The following is a 22258-nucleotide window of genomic DNA, read 5'->3' as shown; positions in this document are numbered from 1 at the left end:
GAAGGGAAGCGACGCTATTATTCGTGGCTGACATTAAGCAGGCACTTCTCCAGCACCTCGATAACACAATTGATCTCCGACGGCGGAATCTTCTGCCACAGTTTCGCTTCGATGCTTCTCATGAGGCCATCGGCAATTTTCAATAGTTCTTCTCCGGCAGGCGTCAGCGAAGCAGTCACAATACGATCATTGATGCTGTCTTTACCTCGCACAATCCAACCGGCTTCTTCAGCGCGCTGGATAAGCACCTGCGCCGATTGCGGTGTTACCTCGCACTGCCGGGACAGTTGTGCCCCGGAACTGCCGGGGGCAGTGTGGATGGCAAATAGCAGCCTGATCTGCGCAGTCGTGACCCCATAGGGACGCAATCTCTCATCCATCGAGGCGCGTAGCTGCGCCATGATGCGCTTCATCAGTTTCGCCGCGTGTCGCCGGCTTTCCTCTAATTCATTGGGCGTTCGTCTAGCCATATCAGTCTCCTGATATGATATCAGCATACTGATATGGCGACTCAAGCATATTCGCTTCCGCAATGGAAGCCAAAGCACAATCCCTGGGCGGTCGCCCTTACTGTCACCCTGGCTACGTTTATGGAGGTGCTCGATACATCTATCGCTAACGTTGCGCTGCCTCATATTGCCGGTTCGCTCGGCGCCAGCCAGGACGAGGCGACCTGGGTACTGACCAGCTACCTCGTGGCCAGTGCGATCATTCTGCCGATTTCAGGCTGGCTCTCCAACCGTTTCGGCCGCAAGCGCTTCTACATGACCTGCGTGGTTATGTTCACCGTTTGCTCTTTGCTTTGCGGCCTTGCGCCAACGTTGCCCTTTCTCATCCTCGCCCGTGTTCTGCAAGGGCTCGGCGGCGGCGGCCTCGCACCCAGCGAACAGGCGATCCTGGCCGACACCTTCCCCATCGAGAAACGCGGTCAGGCATTCGCTGTTTACGGTATGGCTGTGGTCTTTGCGCCCGCTATCGGGCCCACGCTTGGCGGCTGGATCACGGATAACTTCAACTGGCATTGGATATTCTTCATCAATCTGCCCGTTGGTCTACTCTCACTCTTTCTCTCAAATAGGATGGTCGAAGACCCACCACATCTCGTCGCTCGGAAAGAAGCTTCAAAGCATCTCAAAATCGACTTCATGGGCCTTGGATTAGTCGCTCTCGGCGTTGGCCTGCTTGAATTCACCCTGGACAAAGGGCAGGAGAAGGATTGGTTCAGCGACACCGGCATTCGCGTCTCATTCACCGCTGCCATTGTTCTGCTTATCTGGTTCGTCTATTGGGAGTGGAAGCACCCCGACCCAATCGTCGATATAAAGCTGCTCAAGAATCGTAACTTTGGTACAGCCGTCTTTCTCCAACTCGTTCTCGGCATGGTGTTATTTGGCTCTACCGTGCTCATTCCTCAATACCTGCAATCCCTGCTCGGCTATACGGCAGAACGCGCCGGCATGGTGCTGTCTCCGGCAGGCTTTGTGCTCATCATCATGATGATGATTGCAGGCAAGACTCTGGGCAAGGTCGACGCTCGTGCAATGGCAGCTTTTGGCTACTTTTGTACCGCGGTAGGAGTCTACAACCTCACCCGGCTCGACCTGACTACATCCTACGGAACCGCCACACTCTGGCGCATTTTTCAGATGATGGCGCTCCCTTTTATCTTCATCCCGATCAGCACGCTTAACTATGTCGGCGTGCCTGCGGAGAAGAGTAACCAGATATCCAGCCTGTCTAACTTCGCCCGTAACATCGGCGGCAGTGCAGGCACAGCGTTGCTTACCACCTTCATCGCCCGCACATCGCAGACGCATCAACAGGTCCTCGGTTCGAATGTTGTTCGCGGCAGTGTCGCATATAACATCTACATTACCCGTATGCAGACACTACTAGTCGGGCGCGGAATGTCCGTCGCACAGGCAGCACAAACGGCGATGGGGCAGGCTTATCTTCAGATGCAGCTTCAGGCCACGATGCTCAGCTATAAGAACGCTTTCGTCCTGCTATCAGCGCTGCTCTTCTTCCTCGTTCCGTTGCCTTTCCTCATGCGCCTGCCAAAGAAGCGCGAGAAGCCGGCACCTGAAGCGGTAGGGCATTAGAGCATTGCTTCAGGTGTGGACTTCAATAGCGTCATGGGATACAGATCTGTTCCTTAAACCGTGTCGAAATTAGTAGAGATCGATAGGTCGCGCCACGCTTCGATCTCAGCTTTAAGTGCATCGAGCTTGTCGATAACGAACTTCACAGCGTCCGGCCCGAGCAGGAGATGTGCAGGAGGATTGGGGTACGCAATGATCGTCAGCATGGCTTTAGCAGCCTTCGCCGGATCTCCGTTTTGTTTGCCGCTGCGCTGCTGTCGCATTTCGCGCTGTGGTTCGAATATCTGGTCGTAATCGGAGATCGAACGCGGTGCGCGCGTCATCGAGCGTCCTGCCCAGTCCGTACGAAACATGCCCGGTTCGACCGCTGTCACAAAAATGCCGAACTCTTTCACTTCTTTTCCAAGAGCCTCGGAAATACCCTCCAATGCAAATTTGCTCCCGTTATAGATGCCTACTCCCGGAAACGTCACGAGCCCACCCATCGATGTGATGTTGAGAATGCGGCCAGAGCGGCGCTTCCGCATAAACGGCAGCACCGCCTGCGTTACAGCCACAGCACCAAAAACATTCACCTCGAACTGACGGCGAATCTCATCGAGCGAAGACTCCTCGACAGGTCCCTCCATTCCGTATCCAGCATTGTTCACTAGAACATCAATAGCGCCGATCGTCTCTTCGATCTCAGCAGTCACTTTAGGAATCGCAGCAATGTCGGTTACATCAAGCACACGACCAAATGCCCGACCGGCAGCCTTGGCTTCAAAGCTCTTCCGCGCCTCTTCGCTGCGCACTGTGCCAACTACTCGCCATCCCTGTGTCAGAGCTTCGGTTGCCAGGGCCTCGCCAAGTCCGGAACTAACCCCGGTAATAAAAATCAATTTGTCTGCCATAATCCTGTCCCTTCATGAATAAATAAATTGGAAGTTCATCCGTACCTATCTATGGATACGCGTTTTCGCCTGAAGATTCAACACACTCTTAGGCATAAAAAGATGAGGCAAAAAGAGGCCCATCCTTTGCGGATGGGCCGTTGAATCTATTCAAGAGTCAATGTTCGTGCGACTGCCTGACTCTTTACTTCCGTATGGGTAATACGCTGTGGCCCTGGCAGAGTAGCCCTTCGACATCCTGAAGCAAGTCGAGAGACAAGGTCACGGATGCTGCAATTACAAATCGATTGTTTGGAAGTGTCAGAGACTTAACAGTCTTGAATGGGTTGATGGTGAATGTGTATTCGTACAGGTTAAAGGTTTGGGCATTCTGGCTTCCATCGTTCAGGTCTCGATAAGGCATTTTCATCGCCTTCGCCTCACCTGGATAGCCCTGTGGACTGAACCAATCGCTGAAGCTCTGCGTGAAAGTAGCCTTGGTTCCATCGGTGTACGTCACAATCACAGACTGATCCGTCTGGTTGCCCTGGACCCCTGTTCCAAGTATGTGAAGAGTGGTGAAATGGCCCTGCGGCAAGGAAATAGGCAGCCCTGTGCCGAAAACCACATTGGAGACATTGGGTGCTGCCAGATTGAAGTTCTGAGTGTTGACAACAAGATTGGATGGGCCGGATTGATTGCCTAATAGATTCGCCGAATAAGCAGCTCCACCCCCGTCAATACCACCATCTGCAGCAAAGGTAGTGCCGTCGGTGTAGATACCCGCCGCGTTATAGGCGGAGGCTAGATTGACCTGCGTTCCCAGGGCCTGCTCTGTAAGCGTTGCAGCGAGAATCACTACGTTCCGATTGTTTGGAAGAGTAATACTCGTGACACGCTTGTCACGATTGAGAACGAGAGTATATCCATACAGGTTGAACGGTCTTTGGTCTGTCGTGCCCGTTGCTGAATCGCGGTAGGGCATGGCGACTGCTTCTTGCTCACTTGGGTTTTCAGAGGGCGAGAACCAATCGCTGAAGCTCTGCGCGAATTTGGAAGTGGTACCGTCCGAATAAGTCACAGTTATGATCTGATTGGACTGGTTGCCGTTGATGCCGGTAGCCAACAGTTGCAGCGATGAGAAGTTGCCTGAAGGAAGCTTAATCGTCTGGCCCGCGCCAAAGATGGCGTTGGCTGCATTGGCCGGACCGAAGCGGAAGAGCACATCGCTCAACACTCTCGACTCAGTCAATATGTTTGAAGAGAAAGCAAATCCATCCCCATCCAGACCGCCGTTCGTGAAGGCCGTTCCATCCGTGTATAGACCATTCAAGTTATATGCCGACGATAGATTCACAGGAATACCGGCACCGCAATCTCCTAACGCAGCACTTACTGAAAATTGAACGGAAGACACAGTGTGTTGTATGTTTCCTGATGTCCCACTTACTGACAGCAGATTTCCTATTCCGGTCGTAGCGGACCTGTTCGCGCTCAAGATCAGCTTACTGCTGGTGTTGGTAGCGGTAGGCCTGAATGTTGCGCTGACACCCGCAGGTAGAGCCTCCTGCGATGACAATGAAACCTTGCCTGGGAAACCGTTCAGAGGTGTTACGCTGACGCTGCCTGTGGCTGTCGCTCCCTGGTTGAGATAGATAACTGTCGGTGTGACAGCAAAACTGAAGTCGGGCAGTGCCAACTGGACATACACCGTATGGCTTATGCCTCCACTGACGCCAGTAACAGCGACAACGGAGTTGCCACCAGGAGTAGCGCCCGTGGTTGAGACAGTCAGCGTAGCTGAACCAGGACCGGTGATCGCGCTTTGGCTCAAAGTAGCAGTCACACCGGCGGGCATTCCGATTGCATTTACCGATAGATCTACCGCGCCGTCAAAACCGTTCATTGGCATAACGTTGATTGTGCTTGTGCCCGTGGCTCCGGGTGTAAGTTCCAGAGTCAACTTGGATGCAGTCAACGAAAAATTAGCGCTGGTTGCACTGACGGGTGCGAGCGTGTCGATCATCGCCTGACCATTTGGCGAGCCCCATCCCGATGTCAGATCGTAACCAACCGAAGCCGTAAACAGGTTAGGACTATCGCTATTGAAGTCATTGCCTTGAGTTATGTCATGAAAGTCCATGTCGTAACTCGACGTCTGGCCGAGAGGATAAAAAGTGGTGTTGAGAAAGGGAACTGGAACACCATTGGCTTGCTCGTTCACCAGGGATAAAAATCCCGCCCAGCGTGGTGCCGCGAGGCTCGTGCCTCCAATACCTCCCGAACATTGCCCATTGGCGCAGAAGAAGTTATCCGTGTTGGCTTCCATTGAGATGTCTGGAATGTTTCGAAACGATGTCGATCCCTGGTTCGTGCTGTTGATTACAGGTACTTGATATGTAGGAATAGGAGACTGCGTGCTCCATCCGCCACCGCTGCCGACCCACGCTGTTTCGGATTGCCACGGACCACCGGCAGTCGCTGTTGTTAGATCCGTGCCGCCTACGTCAGTAACGTTAGGACTATTGCCTGGGTAGCCTACACCACCAACGTTTGCGCCTGAGTCACCAGAAGCAATGAATAGGTTTTGCCCCTGGGCTGCCAGCTCCATGAAGACCTGCTCATACCCAGGTTCAGTGCTCGGAGTGCCACCAAATCCAAAGGACAAACTAAGCTGCTTGGCAACGTTATCGCTCGCAGCCTGCGCAAATGCGGTCAGCGCGTCGCTGCCTGATCCGTAAGCCTCATAGACAATCAGGCCGGAGAGATTAGGCGCCATGGAGATAGCCTGTTCGATATCGATGACCTCTTCTCCGTCATCGCATCCGCCGCTTGCCGGGATGCCGGAACAAACTCCATCAACGTCGAGCAATACGTTGTAGATGGGCACGTTCAATGGTTGATTCACGGTACTAAAGTACAGCTGTACATCGCTTAGATTATAGGGTCCGAGTTCGACCAGTCCTACCGTCTGGCCGGCCCCGTCAAGCTTGACTCCAGGGGCATAAGCAGCGCGCATATCGCTGCCGAGAAACTGACCTCCCTGGCCAGAACCAGTCTGATCGCTATGCACCGTATCTGCTTCAGCATGCTTCAACATTGGGTGCGGCAGATTCAGATCCGTAAGACCATCTACAGTTAGAATCGGAACTCCCGTATCGATTGTCGGCTCCACATCCGGAGCATAGAAAACGCGATTTTCTGTCGGATGCTGATAGCGTTGCATATTCACATGGAAGGCCTCGCCGATATCGGATGCGGATCCGCTGACGTTGACAACCAGACGATTGGAAAAAGTTCGAACCACGTTCAATCGATGAGCTTTTGCAAAGCTGAGGACTTTGGCATAGTCGGTTGCAGACGGTCCAAATTGAGCCGTGAATTCCTGCACCGTCAGGTACTTGCGATACTGGGGGCTGCCAGGAGTTTGTATCTGCTGCAGCAATGCTTTGAGTTGTTGCTGGTTGCGCAAAGGAAGCGAGAGATTGAGCCGCAAAGTCTGAGATTCAGGGACACGGCTGAGCATGTGAGCACTCGCGGGGGCGACCTGAGATGCTTGCAGTGGTGTTCTTTGCGCATCAGCGGGGAACACGGATCCAAGCAGCACTACGACGGTAATTGCGAGCATGACTATGCGTAAGTTCCTTGCAAGTCTAAGCATGAGTGGGGGCCTCTCCTCTTAGCTGAATTTATTTCAATTCGATTGAGTCGAACCTGGTTTGCCACGACGATCTCGTCACGGTCTTTTTCCGAAAAGAGATCGATAATTTCGTAACAATCCAGTTCGTGGGAACGATACCATCATTTTGCAAATCGCGCACCATCGAATGTATTTTCATCTGGAAATAATAAGGATGTGCCGAAAATTGCAGCGCTCCTCTCGACGAGAAGATCGCCATCAAATCGAGAGGAGCATCATTTTATCGAATGTATCTATTGTGATCAACGAAGAACTAAAGAGTTATAAAACAAGATACAAATGCAGGCATCTTCTTAGTTTCCGCAATGGGGAAAAGCAGTAATGCGCAGCTTTGCAGCCGCATACGGAATCAGTGTGATCGTCTCCTCAGGCTGGTCACTTATAACCGGACTGATCGGCAATACGTTGGCTGCACCATCTTCAGCACGCCACTCCGTTAGCTTTCGTGCCTTCACTTTGAGTTGCACAGGAACATTGCGCGCAGTGAATGGGCCTTCGATCACCGCGGATTCAGACACAACAATGCTCTTATCTAGCTTGTCGATTTGGATGCTCAATGCATAATTCCATTGTGTGGTTGGAAATACCTGCCAATCCGCAGTCATGCCGCGATCGCGAAGCTTCACCCAACTCTCTCCAATTCCATACGAAAAGACCAAAGGTCCTCGCTCTACAGCAACGGAATTATTGAACCAGCGCGAAACACGCGGGCTCATCGGAAACGTAATCGTAACCCGATCACCAGGCTTCCACGTACGTTCAATGCGTGCAAACGATCCTGCCTCCGGCTTCAATGCGTGCTCGCCGTTTACCAGGATGGTTGTCCCGGCAGCCCATGCAGGAATGCGAAGCTGCAATGGAAAGTTCAGCGGAGCAGCAGGAGTGATCGTGAAATGCACTGTTTCGCGAAACGGGTACTCCGTCTCTTCAACAACATGAACAGGTATGCCGCGCAGAATTGTATGAACCTCGCACGGCGCATAGACCGCAGCTACAAGCCCATCCTGAGATGTGTCATCTCCCGCACCTGAAAGCATGAAGAGGCTGTTGGCAAACTTCGGCCATCCCTGGTGATAGTTGGCCGTGCAGCATCCAAAGTTAGGCTCTAACCCAAACAGGTTTGACTCAGGACCATCCGTTGTCCACGGCTTTTGATGCAGGCTACACTCAACCTGATTCGGCTCCTGGTTATATTGATGAGCCCACATATCATCTGTCAGTGTGCCTGGCAGCGCATTAAATGCAAGTCTCTCCAGCATGTCGCCAAGTACAGGATCGCCTAGAATAGCAAGCGATTGCTCCAGCGAGAACATATATTCAACAACAGTGCAAAGCTCAGAGCCCTGCGATGGATCGAGCCCCGCCAGATGCTCATCGCAAGAGAACATTCCATTCGGCAATCCGTGGTACTTATTCAGTTCCGAAATCATCTGTAGCACGGCAGCGCGATCGGTCTTAGATCCGGAAACAAGAGACCATACCGGTCCGGTCTTGATCGCCTGACCGTTATTTACACCGTGTGTTGAAAGCGCCAGATCCTTGAGCCCTTCGCCTTCTCCAAGCTTGATGTACTGCGCCGTAATGCGCTTCGTATATTTGAAATCAGCATACTGGCCTTCCCAATCGAAGCCTTGCTGATGCAGCATCCGTGCGAGATCCAGTAGATATGCCGATCCTGTCCGGTTATATAGCCAGATCACGCTGAGAACTGCATCCTGCCAACGAAATTTCCCCCAGTCGATCAACGGACGTTTAGGCAATTCCTGCAACTGATAGCGGAAGTATTTGTCCATCACTGGAACAACGCGCGGATCGTTCGTAAGCTCGGCATACTGAGTCAACACCTTAAGCATCACGAAGCGCGGCCACCAATCATTATTCGATACAGGGCCGATCATTCCATCCGCAGCCTGATGCTCCAGTACCCAATCGATGTATCGCTGTGCCTTGGTCTTGAGCCGCGCATCATCCAGCAGATAAGCAAGCGGCACAAGCCCGTCAAGATAATAAGGACCGCGCTCCCATGATTCGCCAGTACCGCCAAGCCAGCCGCTGTTAGGCCCAACATCCGCCCACGTCTCATCGAGATGCCCAGTGAGCCCCTTGGCCTGGATCTCCAACTGATTAAGCAGCCAGCCGTGTGGTTGTATCGAGCCCAAAGGCAACAACGAAAATGCACTCGCAGCAAGTGGAGCACGATTCCTGATTGCAGGCGCTGCCGTCGATGGCGAAACCGATCCAACCCTTCCAGAGATATCTGAAGCGAAAGCAAGGTCGCCCATTGACAACGATGAAGCTATCCCCAAAATACCAAGATGATTGAGAAAGCGACGGCGGTTAAAAAGTGATTCTGCAATCGGCGACAAAAGAGACTCCCAGATACAGCTTGTATTCATCGTACTGAAGTCGACGTTTCATGCGCACTTCTTTTTACACAGCATTTGAATCACGCCAATATAGAGTCTTTCTAAGAGAAATATTGGCCGATGCTTTTGCATTTTACGTACTTATGGTCCAAGTACGCAGAATGGTTTTGTTAAAGCGTAATCCATCCTGCACGAATTGCAACTAATGAGGCTGTTGCAACAATAGCCCAAAGGAACACACCCTGAAGAAAAGGCCTCACGCCGACACGCTTCACGGTTTCCTTTGAAAGCCCGCTGCCAATCAGAAAGAGCACAACAGTTAATCCGATGCGACCTAGATGACTGAGCATGGGATACACCCGAGTTCCGATGGGTAGATAAGTATTTGCCACAGCCGCAATACAGAACAGCAGAATAAACCAAGGCAACTTAACACGCGCCTCACTCTTAGTAGCCAACGCAGTTAACGCCGCCACCGGCACGATCCACAACGCGCGAGCAAGCTTGACTGTAGTTCCAATTTGCAAAGCCTGCGCACCATACTTTGCAGCCGCGCCAACTACAGAGCTGGTATCGTGTATGGCCAGCGCGGACCACAATCCAAACTGTGTCTGACTCATATGCAATGCCACGCCAATTGCCGGAAATAATAACAGCGCCACTGAGTTAAGGATGAACACTGTGCCTAGCGACATCGCCATTTCGTCTTCACCAGGTTTCGTAATCGGTGCGATGGCGGCAATAGCACTTCCTCCGCAGATAGCCGTTCCTACTGTGATCAGAAACGATGCTTTACTGGAGACTTTCAGTAGCCGTCCCAGCATCCATCCGAATACCATAGCGACTGAAATACTGATTGCCGTGTAAAGAAAGCCCGATCTCCCCGCATGAACCACTTCATGCAGATTCATTCCAAATCCAAGCGCTACCACTGCAGCTTGCAGCAAAAAATGAGAGAGATTCTTGCTGTCAAGAGAGTAAGGATGCACAAAGGAAAACCCAAAAGCAATACCGCCCAGCAAAGCAATTGGAGGCGATACAAATCCACTCGCACTTAAGATCACTCCAATAAAAAAAATCGTCTTCGCGTTCATAATCTTTCCTCTCATCTAAGTCTCTGCGCATGGTTGCGCGGAGTCCAAGCGGAAGTTCTTATACCCGATAGCATTCCCTTATACCCAGTAAGTGAAGCCGTACCACTGCAAGTTACACCGCTTGCTCATACACTTCTGCGACAATCAAAAAGTAGAATGGTACGGAAGAATCACAATGCATTGCGTGGATGGCGTGGCCATAGTTGAAGGAGAGGGAAGATGGAAAATTTCAGATTAAAGGTCTTTCGCGTAGTGGCGCGTCATCTGAATTTCAGTCGTGCAGCTGAAGAGCTTCTTCTTACCCAGCCCGCCGTCACCCAACAGATCAAAGCCCTGGAGGATGAATACGGCGTTCCTCTCTTTGATCGCAGCGGCGGCCGTATAGCTTTGACGGCAGCAGGAAGCGCGCTCTTGCCTTACGCGGATAAGTTGAAAGAGTTATCCGATGAAGCCTTCGATGCCGTCACCAGCTCCATTGGAGACAATGTCGGAAAGCTCTCATTGGGCGCGTCACAGACCATCGGCCAGTACATTTTGCCTACATTGGTTGCCGGTTTTCTCAAAGAAAGTCCGCGTACAGCGGTGACTGCAGTGAGTGGTAACACCGATGAAATTCTGGATATGCTTGCAGCGCACAAAATTCAACTGGCCATGATCGAAGGTCCAGGACTGCGTAAGGACTTCCGCATCGAGCCTTTCATGGAAGATCAGATGGTATTGGTCGTTCCCGCTAGTCATGAGTGGGCCGATACGGAGATTCGTCTTGATGACCTCAGGCACGCACCACTGCTCATGCGCGAGTTCGGCTCAGGATCGCGTCGCATCGTTGAGACAGCGTTGATCAAAGCCGGCCTCAAAAAGAAAGAGATCCGCGCAACTATGGAGCTCGATTCAACAGAGGGTTTGCTGAGCGCAGTAGAGGCCGGACTCGGTATTACATTCGTGTCTCGATGGGCCGTACGCAATCAGCTTACGCTTGGAACTCTGCGGCTTGCGCGCGTAAGCGGTCTGCAATTATCGCGAATGTTTTCGTTAGCCTATCCCACAGGCCCGGAACCAATGGGAAGCGCAGGTGTATTTCGCAGCTTCGTTCTTTCGCGCTCCCCGGATCTTGCTCTTCGCCCTACAGGAAAACCGCAAAAAGCGGCAGCCCGCGCAACATGATATTTGCGTTTGGACTGACGCTTCTTGGTTGCCAGGGTGAGAACTTATAGAACCTCGACTAACTCCGGTTCCTTATCACCCTGCCCATAATGGCTGGTCACATAGTTATCGAGGATCTGCTGAAACTCCTGCACAATGTGGTCGCCGCGCAGGGTCGTATATAACTTGCCATCGACATATACAGGAGCCTTCGGGTCTTCAAATGTTCCCGGCAGGCTGATGCCAAGGTTCGCATGTTTTGACTCGCCAGGCCCATTCACAATGCATCCCATCACCGCAAGCTTCAACTCTTCCACACCGGGGTATTGCTGACGCCACACGGGCATTGAGGTGCGTAGGTAAGTCTGAATCTGCTCAGCTAATTCCTGAAAATAAGTACTTGTCGTGCGTCCACATCCAGGGCAGCTAGTCACCTGCGGCATAAAGCTGCGAATTGAAAGCGACTGCAAAATCTGCTGTGCAACGTGAACCTCTTCGCTGCGATCGCCGCCCGGTGCAGGAGTCAGGCTTACGCGAATCGTATCGCCAATGCCGGCCAGTAGCAGCGGCGCAAGTCCGGCAGCCGAAGCGACGATGCCCTTGGCTCCCATACCCGCTTCGGTCAGTCCGAGATGTAATGCGTAATCGCAACGCGCAGCCAGATTCGTATACACATCGATCAAGTCGCGCACACCGCTAACCTTGGCGGAGAGAATGATCTGATCGCGTCGTAATCCATATCGCTCAGCGGCTGCGGCATTATCCAACGCGCTTACAACCATCGCTTCCATCATCACGTCGCGCGCAGGCTCAGGGTTAGATTTTTTGCTATTCACATCCATCATGCGTGTTAGCAGCGCCTGATCGAGCGAACCCCAATTCACGCCGATGCGCACCGGCTTCTGATGCTCTACCGCGACCTCGACCATGGTGCGAAAATTATCATCGTCCTTGCGCCCGATCGACACGTTGCCGGGATTGATGCGGTACTTCGAAAGCGCAGCAGCGCAGTCGGGAAACTTCTTCAACAACTGATGACCGTTGTAATGAAAATCGCCCACAATCGGCACGTGAATTCCGCGCTTTGCCAGCCCCTCGACAATATGCGGCACAGCGGCAGCAGCGGCATCGTTATTCACCGTTACGCGAACGATCTCAGAGCCAGCCAGCGCCAGCGCCTGCACCTGATCGATCGTCGATGCGGCATCCGCCGTATCGGTGTTGGTCATCGACTGGACAACGACCGGCGCCTCCCAGCCCACGCGGACCGTATTCGTTTCACCTGAGCCGACCTTGACTGTAACTGACTTCCTACGCTGTATATCCGCCATATCTTATAGTTTACTCGCAACCCGGTTTGGAGGAAAGAACGGCAGCATTCACCCCGAAATATAGCCCATGTCGATTAGGAAAGCTTTTTTTCAAAATAGCGTACGGTCTTGGTGCCATTGTAGATAGCCACCCGGCCAATCTCGATAAAGCCCATCGCAGCATGAAAGGCATCGGATGCAGGATTAGGCGGAGAAAGGTTCACTTCGCAGACAATTCGGCCATGTCCTGCGCGGCGCGCTTCGTCGAAGAGATCCTCATACAACCGGCGAGCAATACCCTGGCCACGCGCAGAGTCTGCAACGATAATCCGGTCGATATAGACAAAAGTATCGCGGCATTGCTTGAACCAGTTGAAATTAGGGTTATCGTACAGCGCATCCTAGTCCAGGGCGATCAAAATTGCGGTCAAACCCTGGTCAATACCTCGCCTGTAAAACGCCATATTGAGTAATCCGCCCATGCCGGATGTATCGAGCAGCGACGTTTCAGCAGCATGGGCGTTGTTCAGTTGCAGCATATTAGGGACGTTCTGCAACTCAAGATTTTTGATATCTGGCACCCGTTAACCCCCAGGATCAGGCCTCAATGGATCAAATGTATAGCAGTTTTGGGTCAGCAGGCGATTGCGGTAAACTGTGTTCATACGAATGTAGTTGGCGTGGCCCTGTAGCTCAGCTGGATAGAGCAGCGGTTTCCTAAACCGGAGGTCGGAAGTTCAAATCTTCCCAGGGTCACCATAGAATCAAATACTTACATCCTTTCTAGAAATCAGGAAAACATTTTGTGTCGCTTCTGGCGTCGGTTTTGTTAAGCCGTCATCGGATGAGAGATCGCAATCCGTTTGTACCAGGGCTGGCAGGCATCCTTGATCCCACCAAATGCACCCAAACAAAGGGAGACTTAGCCATGCCTCGCCCCTTTTGGTCCGGTCAAATACAGATATCGCTGGTTTCTTTCAGCGTCAACCTATTTCCCGCCGTAGAGGCGAAAAGTGAAATTCACTTTCACCAACTATCGCGCAAAACAGGGGAGCGTATTCACCATCAAAAGGTTTCTGGAGAAGACCCTTCCGAGGGCGATCCAGTAGAAAAAGACGACATAGTCAAGGGCTACGAATACAGCAAGGGCGAGTACGTCATGATTGAGTCCTCCGAGATTGAAAATCTCCGCATCCCTTCTCGCCATGCACTGGTCATTTCTCAGTTCATTGACCTTGATGAATTGCATCCCGCATTCTTCGAGAAGCCCTACTTTGTCGCCCCAGATGGAGATAGCCAGACAGAAGCATTCACCGTCATTCGTAAGGCCCTCCAATCGACGAAGAAAGCCGCGTTGGGCAAGATCGCCTTTGGGGGCCGCGAGCATTTGGTCGCAATCTCTGTGCCCCCCGAGGAGAAAATCGAGAGTGCAGCCAACCGAGGTATGATGGCCTACACGCTCCGCTACGCAGAGGAACTGCGTGATCCTGCAGAGTACTTCTCGGAGATTAAAAAGACCGCCGTTGATTCCGATCAGTTGACGTTGGCTAAAGAACTCATTCAGCGCAAAACTGCCAGGTTCGCCCCCGAAAAATTCCACGATGAGTACGAAGCAGCGCTGAAGGAGCTGGTCGAAGCCAAGGTGAATAACGCCCCGCTGCCGAAGGAAGAACGTCCCCGCCGTTCAGGTAAAGTCATCAACCTCATGGACGCATTGCGCGAGAGCGTCAGTTCCAGAGCGGATGACTCGGGCGATGTGCGCAGCAGAAAGTCAGCCAAGAAAGAGGCTGTAGCGCCGAAGAAAGGCATGAGCTTGGTAAAGGCTGGCGCCAAGTCCAAATCAAGCCGCAATCGCAAGTCTGCGTGAGATGCCATGACCAGCAAAGTCCCAGACAAGTCCGTAAATAAAGTATCCGCGAAGAAAGCAATCGCGAAGCAAGTAACCGTGGAGAAACGCGCACCGAGCAAGCCTTCGCTTAAGGGCAACTCCGGCTCGAAGGCCTCGGCTGCGATCGATCGGCAATTGGCTCGCTACCAGTCGATGCGAGACTTCAGCATCACGTCGGAACCGAGCGGCAAGAAAAGATCCTCCATTAAACTGGCCGATGCGTCAGCAGGATTAACACCGGCTGGGCTTCCGTTTGTCATTCAGAAGCATGCTGCTTCGCACCTTCATTATGACTTTCGCCTCGGTTGGAATGGCGTTCTGAAGAGTTGGGCCTGTGCCAAGGGACCGAGCTACTACCCTGGGCATCGACGCCTTGCCGTCCAGGTGGAAGATCATCCCATGGATTACGGAGGCTTCGAAGGAATTATTCCCCAGGGCCAATACGGCGGTGGCACGGTGATGCTCTGGGACCAGGGAACATGGGAACCCCAACCAGGCCATACAGACGTCGATGCAGGTCTTCTCGCGGGTTCACTCAAGTTCACTCTTCACGGCACGAAGATGAAGGGTAACTGGACTCTCGTACGCATAGGAGGCAAGGCTGCCCACGAGAAAAAGCCAAACTGGCTGTTAATCAAAGAACACGATTCCTTTGAACGTGGGGAGAAAGACAAACCCATCACAGAGGAGGCTCCCGACTCGGTCGTCACCAAACGCTCTCTGGATCAGATCGCAGCGAACCAGGACCACATCTGGAATTCGAAAGACACAGCCAAAGAAAATGTCGGGCAGCGAAAGAAGCAGCGAAACAATAAGAGCGAAAACAAAAAAGTTTCTTCACCGCTACTATCTGCGTATCCAAAAGAATCACTGCCCGAATTCATCGCTCCACAACTAGCTACGCAGACGACTAACCCTCCGTCGAACACGGGTTGGCTCAACGAACTCAAGCTCGATGGCTACCGCATTCAGGGCCGCCTTGATCAAGGCAAGGTTGAACTGCTGACTCGCACAGGCCTGAACTGGACACATCGCATGAAGGCAATCGCCTCAGAAGTCGCAACGCTGCCTGCCAGGTCAGCTCTCCTGGATGGAGAAATTGTGGTTCTCGGCAACGACGGCAACACCAGCTTCGCTGATCTGCAGGCAGCCTTTCAGCAGGGAGAGAAGAAGCCCCTCACTTACTTCCTTTTTGACCTCTTACATCTCAATGGTCACAACTTGCGTAACCTGCCGCTGCGTGAGCGAAAAGTCCTCCTCACCGCGCTCCTCGTGCAGTCTGGACCAGATCTCAGACTCTCAGAACATTTGAATTCGGATGCTGCAACCGTCTTCGAAAAAGCCTGTGCGCTGCATGCGGAAGGAATAATCGCGAAGCGCGCAGATGCACCCTATACCTCAGGGCGATCATCCTCCTGGCTCAAACTTAAGTGCATCCACGAACAGGAATTTGTCATTGGAGGCTTCACCTTGCCTGCCAGGGGACACGCCGGTATGCACGGCATCGGCGCCCTGTTGCTCGGCTACTACGACGCGTCGAAGAAGCTGATCTATGCCGGACGCACTGGAACAGGATTCACGCAAAAGACCCACATCCTCATCCGATCACAATTGGAAAAGCTGCGTCAGTCCGGCAGTCCGTTCTCAACCCCGCCGACAGAAGTTCGTCAAGGAGCCATCTGGGTCAAGCCCACTCTGGTTGCGCAGGTGCGATTTGCAACTTGGACAGCCGACAACCTCGTCCGCCAAGCCTCATTTCAAGGTCTGCGCGAAGATAAATCTGCCAGTGAAGTGCGCAAGGAAGAGCCAGCTTTAAACCCTCGCCCCGCGCGTCAGCTCTCAGGCTCTCGGCAGGCGTCTCATTCTGCTCCTTCACTCCGCGCGGCAAAAGCGGCTCCCACAAAGAATAGTAGTCAGACCGCCTCCCACGCCCCCATCCGGCTTACCCACCCAGATAAGACCATCGACTCTGAGTCGATGTTAAGTAAGCAGCAGTTGGCGGACTACTACTGGGCCATCGCGCCGCACATGCTCCCTCAAATCATTGGTCGGCCGCTCTCTCTCGTTCGCTGTCCCGAGGGTTTGACCAAACCGTGTTTCTTCCAAAAACACACGAGTCAGATGCTTCCGCCCGGAATAGAAACTATCGATGTGCCCGATAAGAAGACCGGTGAACTGGAGCCATACATAACCCTCTCTACACCGGACGCACTGGCCAGTCTGGCGCAAATTGGAGTTCTCGAAGTGCATCCGTGGGGCTCGCGGAACGACGACCTGGAGCATCCGGATCGCATCGTCTTCGACCTTGACCCGGATACAGCGATCTCCTGGCGTACCCTTGCTGATTCCGCCATTGAAGTGAAGAAACGGCTTCAAAAACTAGGGCTCGAATCTTTCCTGAAATCTACTGGGGGCAAGGGGCTTCATGTCGTTGTCCCCATACAGCCTGAGCATGACTGGCCCACGATCAAACAGTTCGCGCATGGTTTTGTTCTCGAACTCGAAAAAGCCAACCCAGGCCTCTATCTGACGAAGATGACGAAGTCCGCAAGAGTAGGAAAAATCTACCTCGACTACCTGCGCAACGAACGTGGCGCTACCTCAGTTGCCGCATTTAGCCCACGCGCTCGTGCAGGGGCTCCAGTCTCTCTGCCTCTCAGATGGAACGATCTCAAACTGGAAGACCGACCACTCTTCCACGTCGCGGACTATGCCAGTTGGAAACATCGACTTGCGCGCGATCCCTGGAAACTGCTCCCATCAACCCGGCAGGTGCTCAGCACACAGGCGTTGAATTTATGACAAGGACTTCGCAGTTATCCAATCGCAATCATTCAATCGCGATTCTACCGGAAACTTTGCTCTTTGTTTCCTTACTTCAAAATTCCAAATCTAGTGGAGTTCAGAAGTAGGTCAGAACAATATCGATCACCTGATACTCCGCATTCAGTACCGGTAATGTGCGCCATTTATCAAAGGTCAGGCAAGGATGAGAAATGTCGAAAGCGATCATATCGCCTACGCGAAGATCGTCTCCCTCCGCGATCCGCAGATACGCATGCTGATCCATCATCTTGGTAAGTGTCCAGTGCGCCAGGGCCGCTTTTGGGGCTGTCTCTCCCGGTCTGAAATGCAGCGCTGGAGCTGGAAGACCCGCGTCAAATGCAGCATCGCGCTTGCCCATCGCGATGATCGCGCGTTCCGCCTCCGGCACCGACTGCACATACGCCCAGACTTGAAGCGCCGGCAAAAGCCCTGAGCCTATGCGGCGCGCAATTGGATTACGTTCCTGGATCTTTGTCTGCGCCTCGCGATACGCCCCAATATCATGCGTGAGATAACAACCCGGTCGCAGAACGATTTCAACTCTTCCATCAAAATCCGCAGCAGAGAACACCTCCGCCACAACGTCGTACCATGCCGAACCAGCACCCGATAACAGGATCATCCCCGGTTTAAAAAATCCCTTTGCCGCAAGCTTCTGCGTGACATCCACCGCATGTTGAAGATAGCTTCGAATCGAAGCCTCATCTTCGAGAACGCCTTCATATATCTCGACCCCGCGCAGCGCAATCGAATCCTGCCATTGCGTCAAAGAAGCCAGCACGGCCTGTAGTTGCGCCTCGTTGCGCACGCCGGTGCGACCTCCTGCAACTCCCAATTCCAGCAATACGTTCAGTCTATGCCCATGCTTCAAAAAATACGCGCCTAACTGATCCACCAGCGCCGCCGAATCCACCAGGCAGTAGTATTCAAAATCGGAGTCCGCAAGCAGGCGTCCAATGGTCGCCATGTTCTCCTTGCCGACAAGCTGGTTGGCCATCAGCACCCGGCGTACCCCATGCGCATAGGCAACCTGTGTCTGGTGTGCGGTCGCAAGCGTGATTCCCCATGCGCCTGCCTGCAATTGCCGTGTAAACAACTTCGGAGCCATCGTAGTCTTGCCGTGCGGCGCAAGCTTCACTCCATAAGCAGTGATGAACTCCTGCATCCAATCGAGGTTATGCTGCAATCTCTCTTCATAGAGCACGGCAGAAGGCAAGCTTAGATCCTCGCGAAGCAGGTTCCAGTCAAGCCCCGAGATATCCTGCGATTCGATATCTTGAGATTCGATATCTTGTTCAAGAAACCCGAGTCCCTTGTTCAGCGAAGAGTTCAGCGAAGAAATGGAGCGAAGATAGGTTGTTCGTGTAGATTCTCGATCAGTCAACACAGCAGTCTCCAGAATGTCCCACGACAAAACCACAAGCGCGCTAGAACATAGGACGAATATAGTCTATATTCTGAATCAGCCGACATGCTTAGTTGCGACACTCTTATCCGGAATGCAAGCGTTATCGATGGTACTGGCGCTGCTTCTGAACAACTGGACGTTGCTCTTCGCGATGGCCATATCTGCGCGATCGATACCACTCTTGATTTCCATGCATCTGTAGTCAAAGATGCGAAAGGCCTTGTACTGGCTCCTGGCTTTATCGATGTGCATACGCACGATGACATCAGTGTGATTCGCACTCCGGCAATGCTGCCCAAAATCTCGCAGGGAGTTACAACTGTCATTGTCGGCAACTGTGGCATCAGCGCTTCTCCGGTCCATCTACGCGGTGAACTTCCCGATCCCATGAACCTCCTGGGTGGCCCCGAAGATTTTCGCTATCCCACGTTTGCCGCCTATGTTGCCGCAGTAAACGACGCGCGGCCCGCAGTGAATGTAGCCGCTCTGATCGGTCACACCGCTCTTCGAAATAACCACATGGATAGGCTCGACCGTACCGCAACCCAAGCCGAGACCGAAGCCATGCGCGTGCAGTTGCAAGAGGCGCTCGACGGCGGTGCGCTCGGTCTGAGTTCGGGTCTTGCTTACCTCTCAGCCAATGCCGCATCGACGGAAGAGGTCCTGGCGCTGGCTCAGTTATTAGCCGCAGCCGGTGCCGTATATACAACTCACATGCGAACCGAGGCCGATGCAATTCTCGACGCCATGAGTGAGGCTTTCACTATCGGTCGACTCAGCCATGTCCCGGTTATTATTTCTCATCTGAAATGCGCTGGCATCGCCAACTGGGGGCGGAGCGGCGAAGTCCTGCAAGCACTGGAGAAGGCGAGCACCACGCAGGATGTTGGCTGCGATTGCTATCCCTACGCAGCAGGTTCGAGCACACTCGATCTGCGTCAGGTAGATGAGCGCGTCAAGATCACCATTACCTGGAGCACACCGCATCCAGAGATGGCAGGGCAATCTCTGTCACGCATCGCCGAGAGTTGGAGCATCTCTCAACTCGAAGCAGCACAGCGGCTCCGGCCCGCTGGAGCCATCTATCACAGCATTTCAGAAGAAGACATGCGCCGTATTCTGCGCCATCCTGCCACCATGATCGGCTCCGATGGATTGCCCAACGATCCCCGGCCGCATCCTCGCTTATGGGGAACGTTCCCTCGTGTGCTCGGTCATTACAGCCGCGAAGAAAAACTGTTCTCGCTTCCCGAAGCAGTCCACAAGATGACCGGTATGCCAGCCCAAAGATTTGGGCTCGCTGAGCGTGGATGGATACGCGTAGGCTATTGCGCAGACCTCGTGCTCTTCGATCCGAAAACAATTCTCGACACGGCAACATTTTCTGATCCGATGCGCGCATCCGAGGGGATAGCGGGCGTATGGGTTAACGGCGTTCTCACCTACACATCCCAAGGCGCTACATCGGACCGAGCAGGACGCTTCGTAACTCGCAGCAAAACCGCCTGGATTTAAAGACCAGGATCTAAAAGCTCGGATTCGATAGTCCCGGATTCACCAAACAAGGATTCAATAACTGAGAACCAGCAACGCAAGGAGACAACATGAGTATCAAGCGGTATGGAGTGGAAGGAGGCAAGGGAACTGGCGGACAACATCTACCCTTCGCGCGCGCGGTCGAAGCCGACGGCTGGTTGTATGTATCGGGACAGGTTCCGATGGTCCAGGGCGAAGTCATCACAGGCAACATCGTTGTTCAATCGCAACAGGCAATTCAGAATCTCCTGACGATTCTCAAAGAAGCAGGCTATGGTCCAGAGCACGTCGTGCGATGTGGCGTCTGGCTTGAGGATCCCCGCGACTTCACTTCGTTCAATAAAGTCTTCAAAGAGCACTTCGGCGAACACCCACCCGCACGTGCCTGTGTCGTCTCAAGCATGGTCATCGATTGCAAGGTAGAGATCGATTGCGTTGCATACAAAGCGCCCGGCAATTGATCGCACTATAGTTAAGCTTTCAGCCACTCGCCCGCCAGAGGAGCACCCGTTCTGAGCCTATGATCGACTCCCACAGCATATTCCTGCTGGTCTCGACGCTGATCGCGGTCGTTGGCCTGATTCTGCTTATCGCAGTCTTCAAGCTGAACCCATTCATCACGCTGCTGCTCGCCTCGCTGTCGCTTGCCCTGGTCACGGGCATGTCCGCTTCAACTGTCATTCATTCTTTTGAGGCGGGCGTAGGAGCAACCCTGGGCCACATCGCCGTCGTCGTTGCGCTGGGCACCATGCTTGGAAAGATGATGGCAGAGTCCGGTGGCGCGGACCAGATCGCATACACGCTCATACGGCTCTTCGGTGAGAAACGTGTGCATTGGGCGATGGTTCTCATCGGCCTCGTAGTTGGATTGCCTGCCTTCTTTGAAGTAGGATTCGTCCTCCTGATCCCCATCGTGTATACAGTTGCGCGACGTACACGAACATCGCTGATCATGGTTGGCCTGCCCATGGTCGCCGGGCTCTCCGTGGTTCACGGATTAGTTCCGCCTCACCCCGCGGCGTTGCTTGCCGTAACCATCTATAAGGCCGATGTGGGCCGCACCATCTTTTATGCCCTGCTTGTCGGTATTCCCACGGCGATCATCGCTGGGCCGCTTTATGCGAAACTCATCGCTCCGCATATAAACCTTCCAACAGAGAATCCCATCTCCGCGCAGTTTGTCGATCATGGAGCTGATCACGAGTCAGGACGCAGCCTGCCCAGCTTCGGCCTCACCTTGTTCTCCATCCTTCTGCCCGTTCTTCTCATGCTGATCGGCAGTTGGGCAGACGCAATCAGCACTCCCAAAAGCGCCTTGAATGAGGGACTGCATCTGGTTGGCAACGACGACGTAGCACTACTGATCGGTGTGCTGCTAAGTTTCTTTACTCTGGGACGGCTGCGAGGCTTCTCGCGAGATACGATCCTGCGCTTCAGCAACGAATGCCTCGCCCCCACGGCGACCATCACGCTCCTGGTCGGCGCAGGCGGAGGCTTCGGGAGAATTCTGCAGGACAGCGGAGTATCGCAGGCCATCATCGGTGTTGCATTGCAGAGCCATATTCCATTGCTGGTATTGGCGTGGTTACTGGCCGCTTTGATGCGTTTGGCCACAGGCTCGGCGACAGTAGCCATGACCACCGCAGCCGGCATCGTGGCCCCAATCGCATTGCACAGCCCGGGAGTTCACCCCGAGCTGCTGGCGATTGCCACCGGAGCAGGATCGCTCATCTTCTCCCACGTAAACGATGGTGGTTTCTGGCTCGTCAAGGAGTACTTCAACATGACCGTCGCACAAACCATCAAGACCTGGTCCGTCTGCGAAACCATCATCTCGGTTACGGCGTTGCTTCTCACGATCACCTTGTCATTCGCGGTTTAATCATCGCGATGCAGCATCGTGAATCCCTGCCGGCATACCGTATACGAATGAGCAGCATCAAAACAATATCAAAAGTTTCTGCATGATAAACTTCAGAGACCCGGGGAAATTTTTCATGGATTTTCCCCACA

General features: G+C 53.2%; 16 protein-coding genes and 1 tRNA gene. 8 read left to right on the top strand and 9 right to left on the bottom strand.

All coding sequences use genetic code 11. The features are described from left to right. Window positions 1-17: 17 nt before the first annotated feature. Entirely contained in the window at window positions 18-470 is a 453-nt protein-coding gene (locus tag OHL19_RS12970; protein ID WP_263358120.1) for a MarR family winged helix-turn-helix transcriptional regulator, read from the bottom strand. Between the two features lie 33 nt (window positions 471-503). On the opposite strand from OHL19_RS12970, the gene OHL19_RS12965 reads away from it, so the two are divergent. Then, window positions 504-2102, top strand: a complete 1599-nt coding sequence (locus OHL19_RS12965) for a DHA2 family efflux MFS transporter permease subunit (RefSeq protein ID WP_263358119.1) — start codon at window positions 504-506, stop codon at window positions 2100-2102. 53 nt (window positions 2103-2155) lie between these two features. Here the strand turns inward: OHL19_RS12965 and OHL19_RS12960 are convergent, their stop codons facing one another. From OHL19_RS12960 to OHL19_RS12945, 4 genes are all read right to left on the bottom strand, one after another. Beyond that, window positions 2156-2995, bottom strand: a complete 840-nt coding sequence (locus tag OHL19_RS12960; RefSeq protein WP_263358118.1) for an oxidoreductase — start codon at window positions 2993-2995, stop codon at window positions 2156-2158. Between the two features lie 184 nt (window positions 2996-3179). Next, window positions 3180-6602 (bottom strand): S53 family peptidase, encoded by a 3423-nt coding sequence (locus tag OHL19_RS12955; protein ID WP_263358117.1) that lies wholly within the window; start codon window positions 6600-6602, stop codon window positions 3180-3182. Between the two features lie 365 nt (window positions 6603-6967). Further along, the gene (locus tag OHL19_RS12950) at window positions 6968-9040 is read right to left on the bottom strand and encodes a glycoside hydrolase family 127 protein (RefSeq protein ID WP_263358116.1); all 2073 of its coding nucleotides are present in this window, start codon (window positions 9038-9040) and stop codon (window positions 6968-6970) included. 170 nt (window positions 9041-9210) lie between these two features. Then, entirely contained in the window at window positions 9211-10134 is a 924-nt protein-coding gene (locus OHL19_RS12945) for a YeiH family protein (protein ID WP_263358115.1), read from the bottom strand. A 219-nt stretch (window positions 10135-10353) separates the two neighbouring features. Here OHL19_RS12945 and OHL19_RS12940 point away from each other — a divergent pair, with 219 nt between their 5' ends. Then, window positions 10354-11298 carry a LysR family transcriptional regulator gene (locus OHL19_RS12940; protein ID WP_263358114.1) on the top strand — a complete coding sequence of 315 codons (945 nt, stop codon included), beginning with the start codon at window positions 10354-10356 and terminating at the stop codon, window positions 11296-11298. A gap of 44 nt (window positions 11299-11342) precedes the next feature. Here the strand turns inward: OHL19_RS12940 and ispG are convergent, their stop codons facing one another. From ispG to OHL19_RS12925, 3 genes are all read right to left on the bottom strand, one after another. Then, entirely contained in the window at window positions 11343-12608 is a 1266-nt protein-coding gene (ispG, locus tag OHL19_RS12935) for a flavodoxin-dependent (E)-4-hydroxy-3-methylbut-2-enyl-diphosphate synthase (protein WP_263358113.1), read from the bottom strand. 74 nt (window positions 12609-12682) lie between these two features. Next, entirely contained in the window at window positions 12683-12982 is a 300-nt protein-coding gene (locus OHL19_RS12930; RefSeq protein WP_396126773.1) for a GNAT family N-acetyltransferase, read from the bottom strand. A gap of 6 nt (window positions 12983-12988) precedes the next feature. Next, window positions 12989-13168 carry a hypothetical protein gene (locus OHL19_RS12925; RefSeq protein ID WP_263358112.1) on the bottom strand — a complete coding sequence of 60 codons (180 nt, stop codon included), beginning with the start codon at window positions 13166-13168 and terminating at the stop codon, window positions 12989-12991. A gap of 101 nt (window positions 13169-13269) precedes the next feature. Here OHL19_RS12925 and OHL19_RS12920 point away from each other — a divergent pair. The 3 genes from OHL19_RS12920 to ligD all read left to right on the top strand — a co-directional run bounded on the left by OHL19_RS12920 (window position 13270) and on the right by ligD (window position 17277). Beyond that, window positions 13270-13346, top strand: a tRNA-Arg gene (locus OHL19_RS12920). Between the two features lie 169 nt (window positions 13347-13515). Continuing rightward, window positions 13516-14454 (top strand): non-homologous end joining protein Ku, encoded by a 939-nt coding sequence (ku, locus tag OHL19_RS12915; RefSeq protein WP_263358111.1) that lies wholly within the window; start codon window positions 13516-13518, stop codon window positions 14452-14454. A 6-nt stretch (window positions 14455-14460) separates the two neighbouring features. Then, entirely contained in the window at window positions 14461-17277 is a 2817-nt protein-coding gene (gene ligD, locus OHL19_RS12910; RefSeq protein WP_263358110.1) for a DNA ligase D, read from the top strand. Window positions 17278-17377: 100 nt separating this feature from the next. Here ligD and OHL19_RS12905 read toward each other — a convergent pair whose 3' ends face one another. Further along, complete coding sequence (locus OHL19_RS12905) at window positions 17378-18688, bottom strand: amino acid deaminase (RefSeq protein ID WP_263358109.1); 1311 nt, start codon at window positions 18686-18688, stop codon at window positions 17378-17380. A gap of 84 nt (window positions 18689-18772) precedes the next feature. Here OHL19_RS12905 and OHL19_RS12900 point away from each other — a divergent pair, with 84 nt between their 5' ends. From OHL19_RS12900 to OHL19_RS12890, 3 genes are all read left to right on the top strand, one after another. Continuing rightward, window positions 18773-20224, top strand: a complete 1452-nt coding sequence (locus tag OHL19_RS12900; RefSeq protein ID WP_263358108.1) for an N-acyl-D-amino-acid deacylase family protein — start codon at window positions 18773-18775, stop codon at window positions 20222-20224. 89 nt (window positions 20225-20313) lie between these two features. After that, on the top strand, window positions 20314-20706 hold the full coding sequence (locus OHL19_RS12895) for a RidA family protein (RefSeq protein ID WP_263358107.1): 393 nt from the start codon (window positions 20314-20316) through the stop codon (window positions 20704-20706). Window positions 20707-20765: 59 nt separating this feature from the next. Next, window positions 20766-22127: a GntP family permease gene (locus tag OHL19_RS12890; protein ID WP_263358106.1), complete on the top strand. Its 1362-nt coding sequence runs from the start codon at window positions 20766-20768 to the stop codon at window positions 22125-22127. The last annotated feature ends 131 nt before the right edge of the window (window positions 22128-22258 follow it).

Source organism: Acidicapsa ligni, assembly GCF_025685655.1.
Classification (GTDB): Bacteria; Acidobacteriota; Terriglobia; order Terriglobales; family Acidobacteriaceae; genus Acidicapsa; species Acidicapsa ligni.
Note: the sequence above shows the minus strand (reverse complement) of the source record. Positions and strands in the feature narration are given on the sequence as shown.

What these genes read in the sequence shown, in the direction of transcription:
- OHL19_RS12970 (WP_263358120.1), bottom strand. Translation starts at nt 470, where the DNA reads ATGGCTAGACGAACGCCCAATGAATTAGAGGAAAGCCGGCGACACGCG.
- OHL19_RS12965 (WP_263358119.1), top strand. Translation starts at nt 504, where the DNA reads ATGGCGACTCAAGCATATTCGCTTCCGCAATGGAAGCCAAAGCACAAT.
- OHL19_RS12960 (WP_263358118.1), bottom strand. Translation starts at nt 2,995, where the DNA reads ATGGCAGACAAATTGATTTTTATTACCGGGGTTAGTTCCGGACTTGGC.
- OHL19_RS12955 (WP_263358117.1), bottom strand. Translation starts at nt 6,602, where the DNA reads ATGCTCGCAATTACCGTCGTAGTGCTGCTTGGATCCGTGTTCCCCGCT.
- OHL19_RS12945 (WP_263358115.1), bottom strand. Translation starts at nt 10,134, where the DNA reads ATGAACGCGAAGACGATTTTTTTTATTGGAGTGATCTTAAGTGCGAGT.
- OHL19_RS12940 (WP_263358114.1), top strand. Translation starts at nt 10,354, where the DNA reads ATGGAAAATTTCAGATTAAAGGTCTTTCGCGTAGTGGCGCGTCATCTG.
- ispG (WP_263358113.1), bottom strand. Translation starts at nt 12,608, where the DNA reads ATGGCGGATATACAGCGTAGGAAGTCAGTTACAGTCAAGGTCGGCTCA.
- ku (WP_263358111.1), top strand. Translation starts at nt 13,516, where the DNA reads ATGCCTCGCCCCTTTTGGTCCGGTCAAATACAGATATCGCTGGTTTCT.
- ligD (WP_263358110.1), top strand. Translation starts at nt 14,461, where the DNA reads ATGACCAGCAAAGTCCCAGACAAGTCCGTAAATAAAGTATCCGCGAAG.
- OHL19_RS12900 (WP_263358108.1), top strand. Translation starts at nt 18,773, where the DNA reads ATGCTTAGTTGCGACACTCTTATCCGGAATGCAAGCGTTATCGATGGT.
- OHL19_RS12895 (WP_263358107.1), top strand. Translation starts at nt 20,314, where the DNA reads ATGAGTATCAAGCGGTATGGAGTGGAAGGAGGCAAGGGAACTGGCGGA.
- OHL19_RS12890 (WP_263358106.1), top strand. Translation starts at nt 20,766, where the DNA reads ATGATCGACTCCCACAGCATATTCCTGCTGGTCTCGACGCTGATCGCG.